Consider the following 11,525-nt stretch of genomic DNA (forward strand, 5'->3'; position numbering starts at 1 on the left):
TCCTCGGGACCCGGAGCATAAGGGGTGAACCGCCCCCAGAAATCGTACCGAGCCTCATCGGTCGATACCTGCGCTCTCTCGGCGAACCAGGCTTCGAGATAGGCCGTCGTCGTGAGCGCCTCGAAAACCTTGGCGGGTGGATTTTACAATGTCAAATCAACTAATGACAGAGCACTCGCTCTGGTTAAGTCATTGACGCGTGGCAGGTTTCCACCATGGCTCGGGATCAGGCGCAGGGCGGCGCGAAAAGCACGCTGAGCCGTGGCGGTCGATCGACCACGGGTCCCACCACGGGACTTCTAATTAGAGCGGAGGGCTTCCACGGGATCGAGCCGCGACGCCCGCCGGGCGGGTAGCCAGGCTGCGAGGCACGCGATGAGCAGGAGAAGGAGAGCCACTGTGAGAAACGTCGGAGCGTCGGTCGGCAGGATCCCGTAGAGCTGGCTTTCGAGGAGCCGGGCGAGGAAAAGCGCCGCGAACGAGCCCAACATCAGACCGAAGGTGGAAAGCGCGACCGCCTCACGGAGGACGAGGGCGGCGATCCCTCGACCGTGGGCGCCCATCGCCATCCGGATACCGATTTCCGCACGTCGGCGGCTGACCGAGTACGATAAAACACCGTACAGGCCGACTGCCGCGAGCGCGAGGGCCAGCCCGGCGAACACCGATAGCAGCGCAAGCTGGAATTCACGAAAGGCAAGAGAACCCGACACCATGTCCTCGAGGGTTCGAACCCCATAGAGCGGGAGTCCGGGAGCGAGACGAGCGATCTCTTCGCGGACTCTGGTCATGACGGGCCCGGCCGATCCGTCCAAGTGCAACGTCACACCGACTCTGGCGCCGCCCACCTGGTTCGAGGCGAAATAAAGCTGCATTCGACCTGCCTCGTCGAGCGTTCGCGACTTCACGTGACCGACGACCCCAACGACTTCGCGAAGCGCCGGCTCCTGTCTCGGCCCGTTCATGTTGATGTACTGTCCCACGGCGCCTCCGGGCCAGAATCGGCGTGCCGTCGACTCGTCGAGGATCACCACCCGTGGCGTGCTCGCCGTGTCCGTTTCGGCGAAGTCGCGACCGGCGAGGAGAGGAATACCGAGCGTTTCGAAGTAGCCGGCGCTCACCAGGTTGAGCTCGGCTCCCGGAGTGGGCTGTCCGGGCGCGAGCTCGTGGCCTTCGGGATAGAACGTTCCCGTCCAACCGCTTCCATCGAGAGGAACTCGATCGGACAGGGCGGCCGAACGAACGCCTGGGATCGCTTCCAGGCGCTCGAGCAGGCTCGCCTGAAACGCGATGCGCTCAGCCGCCTCCGGAAATTGCGAGGCGGGAAGCCTGAGCCTCAGGGCGATGCGACCGCGCGGGTCGAACCCCGGATCGAGTCCCGTCAGCTTCTCGAAACTTCGAACCAGAAGCCCGGCACCCGTCATCAGGATCAGCGCGAGTGCCACCTCCGCGACGACCAATGCGCTCCGCAGGCGCCGCAAGCCCTTCGTCGAAGAGCCCGCTCGCAAAGCTCCGTGCAACCGTCCCCCCGCGGCCTGCCACGCCGGAACCAGGCCCGAGACGATTCCCACGAGGAGGGTGACGACCGCGGTCATCACCAGTGCCCTCATGTCGAGGCTCGCCTGCTCCAGGCGCGGCACGTCTCCCGGGACGATGGAGGGAAGCGCACTGAGCGCGAGGCTCGACAGCGCCAACCCGCAGACGCCGCCAGCGAGCGAAAGAAGGGAGCTTTCGACCACGAGTTGTCCGACCAGGCGAGAACGGCTCGCTCCGAGCGAGGATCTGAGGGCGAGCTCGGGCACGCGACCCGATGCGCTCGCGAGAAGCAGGTTTGCCACGTTGGCACCGCTCACCAGGAGCACGAGGACGACGGCGATGGCGAGAACGACGAGAGCCGGCCGCACGTTCTCGATGAGCTGCTCATGGAGCGGCACGACCCGAGCTCCCCAGCCGTTACGCTCGAGGAAGCTCCGCCGCTCGGGAACCCGCTCGAGAACGCTCGCGGCGATTCGGTCCATGTCGCGAGACAAATCGTCCACGGACGCGTTCCGGGCGAGGCGGCCCACGTTGAGCAGGTACTCGTTCCCGCGAAAATCGTCGCCGAGCTGGCTCGGCGAGAAAACGAGGGGAATGTAGACTTCCGTCCCTCGCGGAAAGTCGAAACCAGGCGGCAGCACTCCGAGGACTTGATACCGCGCCCCGTTGAGCTCGATGGTTCGGTCCTCGACCTCCTCGACCAATCCGCCGCTGCCGAAAACGCTCTGCCACAACCCGTAGTCCAGGATCGCGAGGTGCGTGGCGTCGCCCCCGAGCTCATCGGGAAACCGAATGGGCGCGCCTCGGAGCGAAGTGACGCCAAAGACCTCGAAGAAATCGGAAGTCACCTGCGCGACCTGCACGTGCCTCGGCTCGAACTCACCCGAGAGGTTCATGCTCGTGGGGGCAACGGCAGCGATCCGTTCGAGAGTTCGGTGATCGCGTCGCCGATCGACGTAGTCCGGCGGGGACGAGTGCGAGGGGGAGCCATCGTAAGTATTCCAGATCGTGACGATGCGGTCTGACTCGACGTAGGGAAGCGGTCTCAACACCACGGCGTCGAGAACCGAGAAGACGAGCGTTACCGCTCCGAGACCGAGGGCGAGAATTCCGACAGCCGTAATCGAAACGGCGGGCCGGTTTGAAAGCGTCCGGATCGCGAACTTCGCTTCGGCACTCAGGCCCAAGAGCATTTCGTTTCCTCCTCGGCGCTTGTCGCGATTTGTCGCCTCCCATCTCTCGGCAAGCGCACAGCCCACGAGGTCGACGAGGGCTTTGGCGCTCGCCGAGCAAATGGCTGCCCGCCCACGAGGGGTCGCTTCGGAAAGCTGCTCGCGAAAAAACGCCACCATCTCATCTTCGAACTCGTCCCGGAACTTCCGTGGATAAAGGCTCAGCAGCCACCGGTAAATGCGCACGAGGCTCACGGAGCGCTCTCGGCAAGGAGCTTTCTCACTTTGTGGTGGGTCAAGAGCCCCTTCATCCGGTGTGCCTCCACCGCAGCGATTCGCCGCCCTCGAGGCGTCAGACGGTAGTAGCGGCGTCGTGCGTCTTCGTCCGAGCGCTCGACGAGCCCGGCCTCCATGAGACGACGAATGGACCGGTAAAGGTTGCCCGCATCGAGAACAATCGCCGATTCGGTCAGCTCCTGGATGTCGCGGCGAATTCCGTACCCATGGCGCTTCGTGTCGACGAGAGTGAGAAGAATAAGAAAGTCCACGGGTCCGATCGGAGAAGTCATCGTTGTTCGACTAGTACGAACGACTATAGTCATATTACCTATATACTGTCAAGCGTCTGATTCGAGCGAACTCGGCGGGAGGTTTTGTCGTCCTAATGTAATCATGGGCGCCAAATCGGAGCTTCGCCGGACCCTGCGATCGCTGCTCCAGACCCCTCGGGCCACGATCGTCGCCACCCTGACCTTGGCCCTGGGCATCGGTGCGTCGACCGCCATCTTCAGCGTCGTGCACGCCGTGCTGTTGCGCCCCCTTCCCTATCCCGACGCGGATCGTATCGTCCAGGTGTGGCAGGTCAACGACCGCTCGCCAAAGAACTCGCTCTCGCTTCCCAACTTCGAGGATCTGCGCGATCGCAACCGAAGCCTCGAAGCCTTCGCGATCTACGGGACGAGCTCGGTGTCAGTTTCGGGAGGCTCGGAGCCGGTACGACTCCAGTCGTCAGCGGTGTCGCGGCAGTTTTTCGACGTCCTGGGTGTCGAGCCCTCCCTCGGCCGACGATTCGTCGAGGACGAGATGCGCGAAGGCGCTCCGCCAGCGGTCATCGTCAGCTATGGATACTGGCAACGATACCTTGGCGGGAATCCCGACCTGTCCTCGAGCACCTTGAGATTACCGCATCCGTGGCGGTCCGGCGACTCCAACGACCTTCATCCGGTCGTCGGAGTCATGGGCCGAGGGTTTCAATTCCCTCCCGGTACCGACGTCTGGATCGCGCAAGAGCGGAATCCGACGAGCACGAGCCGCACCGCGCACAACTGGTATGCGGTGGCACGGTTGCGGCCCGACGTGAGTCTCGAGCAAGCGCGCTCGGATCTCGGTACCATCGCCAGGGAGCTTCGTCGTACCTACGGCGAGGAAACCTGGATGGTGGACGCGTCGGTGGTCCCGCTCCTCGAGGAGATGGTCGGCGAGGTCCGGGTCGCCTTGCTCGTTTTGACTGGCGCGGTGGCTTTTCTCCTGCTCGTCGCCTCGGTCAACGTCGTCAACTTGCTGCTGGTGCGTGCCCAGTCGAGGCGGAGGGAGATCGCCGTTTCCGCGGCACTCGGCGCCAATCGGTGGCAACTCACGCGTCCGTTCGTCCTCGAGTCCTTGTCGCTCGCTCTCATCGGAGGAGCGCTCGGCATCGTTTTGGCGATCTCGGGCGTTGCCGCGCTTCTGGGCTTCGAGCCCGGGAAGCTGCCGCGCGCGGGCGAGATCGGCGTGAGTATTCCTATGCTGGCGTTCGCTCTGGGGCTGACCCTCGGTACGGCCCTACTTCTCGGGATCGCGGCCTCACTTCGAGCCACGCGGGCCGATGTACAGAGATCGCTCCACGAGACCCAGCGCTCGCAGGCGGGAGGAGCTGGGCGCGGAGGGTCGAGCCGGTTGCTCGTCGCCTCGCAGGTGGCGATGACCTTGACGCTCCTCGTTGGCGCCGGGCTGCTCGGACGAAGTCTTTTTCGCCTGCTCGAGGTCGACCCGGGATTTCGCGCCCAGGGTAAGCTCGTGATGAGTCTCTTCGCACCCTACGCCTCCGATGCCGCCGAAAGCCGGAGGCTCGCTGCCACACAAGAAGAGCTGCTCGCCCGTATCGCAGCCATCCCCGGCGTCGTGCGCGCGGGAAGCGTCGATCGGCTTCCCATGGCGACGGGGTACCGGAACGGCCTCTTCCTCGAGCTCCGGTTTCCCGATGAGGTGACGAGCTACGAGGACTTTGGAAGATTGATGGACGCGGAGGAGCGCACCGGGTTCGCCGAGTACCGTGCCGCGAGCCCAGGCTTCTTCGAGACGATGGGGATACCCCTCGTGGGTGGCCGGCTCTTCGAGACGACCGATACGATGGATGGCCGGCACGTAGCGGTCATTAGTCAAACGCTGGCCGAGACGAAATGGCCCGGCGAGGACCCGATGGGAAAGCTCATCCAGTTCGGCAACATGGACGGGCACCTCGAGGCCCTTCACGTGGTCGGAATCGTGTCCGATGTGCTCCATGGTGGTCTCGACTCGGAGCCGAAGGCCACCATCTACACGAACGCCTGGCAGCGTCCCACGGGAAATTTCAGTGTGGTCATGGAAGTCTCATCGGACGTAGCGAATATCGTTCCCGCCGCCCAGAGGGTTGTTTCCGAGCTCTTGCCCGACGTCCCTCCGAGCTTTCGAACCATGGATGCGGTGCTGACCGATTCCGTTGCCGAGCGCCGATTCAACCTGCTCCTTCTCGCGGTTTTCGGCATCACCGCCCTGGGCCTCGCCGTCATGGGAGTCTACGGGGTCGTCTCCTACGTCGTGAGTCAGAGAACTTCCGAGATCGGCATCCGGGTCGCCCTGGGAGCCGATCCGGGGATGGTCACCCGCCTCGTGATTGGCGAGGGTCTCCGGCCCATCGCCTTCGGCATCGCGCTCGGACTCGTGGTCGCTTTCGGGTTGAGCCGATTTCTTGCGAGTCTTCTTTTCGAGATCAGTGCGACGGACCCTTTGACCTTCGCGGCTCTGCCGGTCGTTCTGGGAATCGTGGCGCTAGCCGCCTGCTACGCACCGGCGCGGGCTGCGGCCAGGCTCGCACCCATGCTCACGCTTCGCTCCGAGTGAGCCACTTCACGCCGCGGCGAGGATCCGCTCGCGATTCATGTAGAGCAGCCATCCGAGCACGTAGGCCTGCAGGACCGCTCCATAGCCGAGGGCGAGGCTTGCAAGAGGCCTGCCGAGAAAGGGCACGAAGCTAACCACCGTCTGAAAAGCGACCACGGCCACACCGACGGCAACGAGGAGAAAAAGCGCCAGGATGTAGGCTTCTTTCAGTCGCGCGATGGCGCCAATGACCGAACGAGGCTCGAGCCCTTTGGGCGATCCGAGGACGAGAAGTCCCAAGGCCATCGGATAGTAGCCGAGGATCAGGAGCGAGAGTGGGAATTGGATGAACACTGCCACGACCGGCGGCAGGATCCACGGCAGCACCATGACCGGGGCACCCATCACGATCGTCAGGAGCAGGATGGCTCCCGTCTTGTCGAATAACGTGCGTAGATTCTTTTCGAGCGACAGGGACAGGGTCGTCGCTCCACTCGCCGACTGTCTCACGACCTGAATGAGAATCACGCCGGCGACGAGATAGAGAATCGCGGTAGCGAGGCTGAAGGAGCCGATCCAGAGAAGAAGACCCACCGCGAGCGTCAGCTTCCAAGCGCCGCCTTCGAGGGGAATACGAACCGCTTCTTTCGGCCGCTCCCATAGCGGACGAGCCCCGACGCGAGGGTCGGGGTCTCGAACCTGTCCGCCACAGGCCGGGCAAATGCGAGATTCGCGACGGGCGAGCGGATTGACGCAGGCGCCGCAGAAACTTCTCCCGCACCGCCGACAGGTCCCCGCGGGCATCTCCTCCGCATGGTTGGCACAGCGCGGTTGCGGCTCCACGACGAAGTCCAGATCGATGAAAAGCTCGCCGAACTCGCCGAGCTCCGAAAGGGGCAGAAAGTTCGCGCCGTCCCGTGATGCCATGTCCCAGGGGAGAATTCGCTTCGCCTGGATTCCGTGCTCGACGACTTCGCGACTCAACCGCTCGACGCGACCCGTCGGCAGATGAAGATGGACGAATCCTCCTGCGTCGGTTGGGGGGGCGGCCGCTCGATCGGCCCCGCCTGGCCCGGGGACGAGCACCTGGGAACCACAACCCTGACACGCCCGATAAGAGCCGTCCGGATCAATCTCTTCCGGATTGACGAGATTCGTTCGCCCACAGGACGGGCAGATGAACTCCAGGAAGTCTGACATGATCCGGGAAACCCTGATTCAACACCACTCGACGCGCATTGTCCAGTTTGCCTCCCTCGTTGTTCTGGCGAAAAATGCGTCTCGACCGCATGGTTGATGAGAAGAGCCGCAAGCCATCGGCGTCCAAAAAGCAGCTCGAGAATCGCCTGCTGAGGGCGATGGCGCGGGGTTTGATCTCGGCCGACGATGCTTTCGCCCAGCTGTACCGAGAATATGGGCGCACCGTATTGGCCTGGCTCGCGGTGCGAACCGATGTTTCGATCGCCGACGATCTCGCGCAGGACGTTTGGCTCATCTTCTATTCGCGGTTCCGGCGTTGGGAGTTCGGGACGGAAATGGAGTCACCCGAAGCCAGGCCGGTTCTGAGCTTTCTGTTCCGCACTGCTCGGTTCGTCGCGCGAGCTCATCACCGGCTCGCGGCGACGCGGAAGAACGAGCCGCTTGCGTCCGGCGCGGAGAGGGCCGTCACGAATGGCCAGGGTCGGATGCTGAGAAAACTCGAAGCGAGTCGGATCCTGGAAAGGGTCCACCTTCTATGCCCCGAGGACGAAGTCGACGTGCTCCTCGCGAAGCTCTCGGGGATGTCGGCGCGCGAGATCGCGAAAACCCTCTCCATCACCGCCTCGGTGGTCGACCATCGCTATCGAAGCGCGCTCTCGAGAATTCGCAAGGCCATGAAGATCGAACGGAAGAAGACAAATGGCTGAATCGTTGGCCCGCGAGTGGAAGCGATTCGTCGAAGCGATCGAAGTACGGGACGATTCGAATCCTTTGTCGCTCGCGCCCGACAAGAGGATGCCGTTCTCCCGACTGGCTCTGGTGGCGCAGCTCGAGGAGGTGCGAGACGAGTGGGCGAATTTAAGGCATCGAATCCAGGCCGAGACCGGCGCACGTTTCGTCAACTCCTCCTGGACCTTGAAGGATCTTCTCGCCCATCTGGCTTCCTGGGCTCGGGAGTTCCGTAAGGAGATCGAGACCGTGGTGACGCATCGCCGTTTCGATTACGCGATACCGTTCGCGATGGGGGTAGTCGGTCCGAACGAGTGGAACCAGGCCGAGGTGGAGGCTCGCCGGGAACTCTCGCTCGATTCGATCTTCGACGAGTTCGACGAGGAGACGATCGGACTCATGCGTCAAGTCATCGAGATGGATGCCGCGACGCTCTACGGGACTCACACGTTCCCTCTCGCACCCTCGGGCGATCCGAGCGCACCTTTTCGAGGACCGAGCGCTTTCATCGTCTTCGGCAAATGCCTTCACGATCTCCACCACATCGAACAGATCAAGTCCCGCCTTCCGCGATTGAAACGCTAGAAACTCTCTCGACTCACCCGGCACTCCGGGCTCGGCTCGCGCGCTCGGGTCCTTCGTAGCCGAGCGAGCGCGAGAGTTCGTCCGCCTTCGATTTCACCAGATTGCCCAGACGACGCGCCTTGTCCTTCGTCAACCGCGCGACCGGACCTCCGATGCTGAGGGTCGCGTACGGCTCACCCATCGGCACCCGTACCACGGCGCCGACTGCGGCATAATTCTCCTCGAGCTCCTCGTAGGCGATCGCGAAGCCTTGCTCGCGCGCTCGGGCCAGCTCGGTCTGAAGCGGGTGGAGCGCGGTGGTGGTTCGTGCGGTAAATCGCGCAAGGGGAAACGCGATCAGCTCGAGCATTTTCTCTCGAGGCAGCGCGGAGAGGAGCGCCTTGCCCGTCGACGTCGCGTGGATCGCCCAAGAGGTTCCGAGCGAGGGAGAAGCGCCGATCAGGTGCGCGCCGAGGACCTCGTCGAGGATCAGCATCTTGCCGTCCGAGAGCACTTCGAGCGTGGCCGTTTCCCCCGATTCCCGCGCGAGTGCTTCGAGCAGGGGGTGTGCCAGCTCGCGGATCTTGCTCGAGCGGAGCGCACGCGCTCCGAGCGCGACGGTGGAAGGGCCGAGGCGATATCGTCCCGAGCTCGATACCCGTACGACGAGACCCTCACTCTCGAGTGCGCCCACCAGTCGATGGGTCGTGCTGCGACTGAGCCCCGTGTCTCTGGCCAACTCGGAAAGCTCCTTTTCCGGGCGCTCGGTGGTGAACGATTTGAGAAGCGCGATGGCGCGCAAAACGGCCTGTGCTCCCGTTGGAGCTCGTCTGCTCATCGTTTCGATATCGTACATCGACCTCGGCCACGTGAGAGGCCGCCCGGCGGACGAATCGGCGAGTGGGCTTACTCGTATCGAATCGAAGCGAGCGGGTCCACCCGCGAGGCGCGAAACGCGGGCATCGCGCTCGCGACGAGTGCCACGAGCAGGAAGAGGCCGGTAAGGCCAGCAAGGATTGCCGGATCCATCGGGCTCACCTCGAAGAGGAGACCGCGTATCAGGCCGCTGAGCGCAATCGCAACCAGGGTTCCGAGGGCGAGACCCCATGCTGTGAGAGCGAGCCCGCGTCTCAGCACCATGCTGAGAAGGCTTCCTTGCTCCGCCCCGAGGGCGAGACGGATACCCATTTCGCTTCTTCGTTCGTTGACCACGTAGCCCAGAAGACCGTAGAGACCGACCGCGGCGAGAAAGAGCGCGCTCGTCGCAAAACCCCCGAAGAGCAGGAGTTGAAAGCGCCGATCGCTCGCGGAGTCGCGGATCAAGCCGGTCATCGGTCGAATGTTCGCAACCGGGATACCGGGATGGAGCTCGGCCACCGCCGAACGGATGCTGGGAGCGATCGAGTCGGTGGAGCTTCCCGAGCGCACCGTCACGCTCATCCAGTTGCGCCACCAATCCTGTTCCTGTCGAAACGGCACGTAGACGGCCTCGACTTCCGAGGCGTCGAGCGCCGAGGGTTTCACGTCCGAAACGACGCCTACGATGGTCATCCACCGGACTTCGTCTCGACGCGCCCAGCGGATCCGTTTCTCCAGAGGCGACTCGCCGGCAAGCCAGGCCTTCGCGAAAGCCTCGTTCACGATGGCAACGGGGAGAGCTCCTTCGCGGTCCTCGTCGGAGAACGCTCGTCCCTGGAGCAGACGAATGCCCATGACCTCGAAGTAATCGGGACTGATCCCGCGGTAGTAGATTTCCGGCTCCGCCCCCTCGGCGAACGCTCGTCCCTCGATCGTCAAATTGTGGGGGACCGCGCCGCCGCCGAAGGGAAGATCCGTGATCACGGCGACGCCCTCCACGCCAGGGATTACGTCGAGACGTGAGAGCACCGCGTCGAAGAAGCTCGTGCGCTTCGCGATCTCGCGAAACTCGGGGAACGGGAGCCGAAAATCCATCGTCACCAAACCGTCTTTGCGAAAACCCGGATCGACGTCGAGCAGGCGGTAGAAGCTTTTCACGAGCAGACCGGCGCCCATCACGAGCACGACGGCCACCGCCACCTGGGCGACGATGAGCGCGCTTCTGGCGTGGTGCCGGGGGCTTCCGCGGAGACACGCCGCTTCCCTGAGGGCGGCAACCGGCTGGATGCGATTCGCCTGGAGAGCCGGTGCGAGTCCGAACAGAACGCCGGCGGCGAGTGAGACGACCGCGCAGAACACGAGGACGTCCCAGTGAACCGCTATTTCCGCGCGCCGCGGCAGCTCCGAAGGTGCGAGAACGACGATGACCCGCGTCAGGTAGAACGCGAGCCCGAGGCCGAGAGCTCCACCGAGTGTGCCCAGCAACACCGATTCCAGGAGGAACTGTCGTACGAGCCGTCCCCGAGTTGCGCCCAGCGAGCTTCGCAAGGCGACTTCGCGCTCGCGCCGGGCCGTTCGCGCCAGCAGAAGGCCCGCCACATTGGCACAGGCCACGAGCAACACCAGGCCTACTGCTCCGAACAGCATGAGGAGCGCGGACTTTGATTGGGAGCCAACGGAGCGGCCCCAGGGCTCGATCGCGAACCGGCGCCCGGTGTTCTCGTCGGGATAGAGCTGCTCGAGCCGCGCCGCGACCGTGTCCAGATCCGCCTGGGCCTCGTCGAGCGTGACGCCCTTGGCGAGACGCCCTATTGAGATCAAGAAATGAACCCCCCGCTGAGCGGCCGTTTCCGGCGATACGACCTGGTGCGGCACGAAAAACCCGGCATCGACGGAAGGCAGGGAGAAACCGGCAGGCAGGATACCGATCACCGTGAAGGGCTCCCCATTGAGCGTGAGCGTCGTGCCGATGGCCGGGCGAATCCCGCCGAGCCGGCCCATCCAAAAGTCGTGGCTCAGCAACACCACCCGCTCGCCGCCCGGTAGGTTGTCCGCTGGACCAATGACGCGGCCCTCGGCTGCGGAAGCGCCTATGAGCGGCAACAGATCTCCAGTGACGATGGCGCCTTGGATCCGTTCCGGTGTTTCGGACGTGAGCCAGTCGAAGGACCAGGCGTTGTAGCCTCCGAACCCCTCGAACGATCGGGTCTGTTCGATCCAGTCCACCATGTCGGGATAGGAGTTACGGTTGAGCACGCGTACCAGATTCTGCGAGTCGTGGAACGGGAGGGGGCGGATCAGAACGGCCTCCACCACGCTGAATATCGCGGTGGTCGTACCGATTCCGAG

Annotated in this window: 8 protein-coding genes; 3 read left to right on the forward strand and 5 right to left on the reverse strand. The window is 63.9% G+C overall.

From position 1 onward, the window contains the following. Positions 1–299 precede the first annotated feature (299 nt). Both VEK15_10620 and VEK15_10625 read right to left on the reverse strand, forming a co-directional pair. Positions 300–2,963 carry an ABC transporter permease gene (locus VEK15_10620; protein HXV61138.1) on the reverse strand — a complete coding sequence of 888 codons (2,664 nt, stop codon included), beginning with the start codon at positions 2,961–2,963 and terminating at the stop codon, positions 300–302. Further along, positions 2,960–3,277 (reverse strand): archaellum operon transcriptional activator EarA family protein, encoded by a 318-nt coding sequence (locus VEK15_10625; protein ID HXV61139.1) that lies wholly within the window; start codon positions 3,275–3,277, stop codon positions 2,960–2,962. Before VEK15_10625 ends, VEK15_10620 begins: the two co-directional genes overlap by 4 nt. A gap of 103 nt (positions 3,278–3,380) precedes the next feature. Here VEK15_10625 and VEK15_10630 point away from each other — a divergent pair, with 103 nt between their 5' ends. Further along, positions 3,381–5,846, forward strand: coding sequence for an ABC transporter permease (locus tag VEK15_10630; protein HXV61140.1), 2,466 nt, complete (start codon positions 3,381–3,383; stop codon positions 5,844–5,846). Between the two features lie 6 nt (positions 5,847–5,852). Here the strand turns inward: VEK15_10630 and VEK15_10635 are convergent, their stop codons facing one another. After that, positions 5,853–7,025 carry an FYVE zinc finger domain-containing protein gene (locus VEK15_10635; GenBank protein ID HXV61141.1) on the reverse strand — a complete coding sequence of 391 codons (1,173 nt, stop codon included), beginning with the start codon at positions 7,023–7,025 and terminating at the stop codon, positions 5,853–5,855. 89 nt (positions 7,026–7,114) lie between these two features. On the opposite strand from VEK15_10635, the gene VEK15_10640 reads away from it, so the two are divergent. After that, on the forward strand, positions 7,115–7,732 hold the full coding sequence (locus VEK15_10640) for an RNA polymerase sigma factor (protein ID HXV61142.1): 618 nt from the start codon (positions 7,115–7,117) through the stop codon (positions 7,730–7,732). Next, complete coding sequence (locus VEK15_10645; GenBank protein ID HXV61143.1) at positions 7,725–8,339, forward strand: maleylpyruvate isomerase N-terminal domain-containing protein; 615 nt, start codon at positions 7,725–7,727, stop codon at positions 8,337–8,339. Before VEK15_10640 ends, VEK15_10645 begins: the two co-directional genes overlap by 8 nt. 13 nt (positions 8,340–8,352) lie before the next feature. Here the strand turns inward: VEK15_10645 and VEK15_10650 are convergent, their stop codons facing one another. Together VEK15_10650 and VEK15_10655 are read right to left on the reverse strand one after the other, a co-directional pair. After that, positions 8,353–9,156 carry an IclR family transcriptional regulator gene (locus VEK15_10650; GenBank protein HXV61144.1) on the reverse strand — a complete coding sequence of 268 codons (804 nt, stop codon included), beginning with the start codon at positions 9,154–9,156 and terminating at the stop codon, positions 8,353–8,355. Positions 9,157–9,224: 68 nt separating this feature from the next. Beyond that, positions 9,225–11,525: ABC transporter permease (locus tag VEK15_10655; protein HXV61145.1), on the reverse strand; the 2,301-nt coding region annotated here is incomplete at its 5' end.

This window comes from Vicinamibacteria bacterium, from assembly GCA_035620555.1.
Classification (GTDB): Bacteria; Acidobacteriota; Vicinamibacteria; order Marinacidobacterales; family SMYC01; genus DASPGQ01.

Bases quoted from the DNA above. Each gene is read 5' to 3' on its own strand.
- VEK15_10625 (HXV61139.1), bottom strand. From the start codon at position 3,277: ATGACTTCTCCGATCGGACCCGTGGACTTTCTTATTCTTCTCACTCTC.
- VEK15_10630 (HXV61140.1), top strand. From the start codon at position 3,381: ATGGGCGCCAAATCGGAGCTTCGCCGGACCCTGCGATCGCTGCTCCAG.
- VEK15_10635 (HXV61141.1), bottom strand. From the start codon at position 7,025: ATGTCAGACTTCCTGGAGTTCATCTGCCCGTCCTGTGGGCGAACGAAT.
- VEK15_10640 (HXV61142.1), top strand. From the start codon at position 7,115: ATGGTTGATGAGAAGAGCCGCAAGCCATCGGCGTCCAAAAAGCAGCTC.
- VEK15_10645 (HXV61143.1), top strand. From the start codon at position 7,725: ATGGCTGAATCGTTGGCCCGCGAGTGGAAGCGATTCGTCGAAGCGATC.
- VEK15_10650 (HXV61144.1), bottom strand. From the start codon at position 9,156: ATGAGCAGACGAGCTCCAACGGGAGCACAGGCCGTTTTGCGCGCCATC.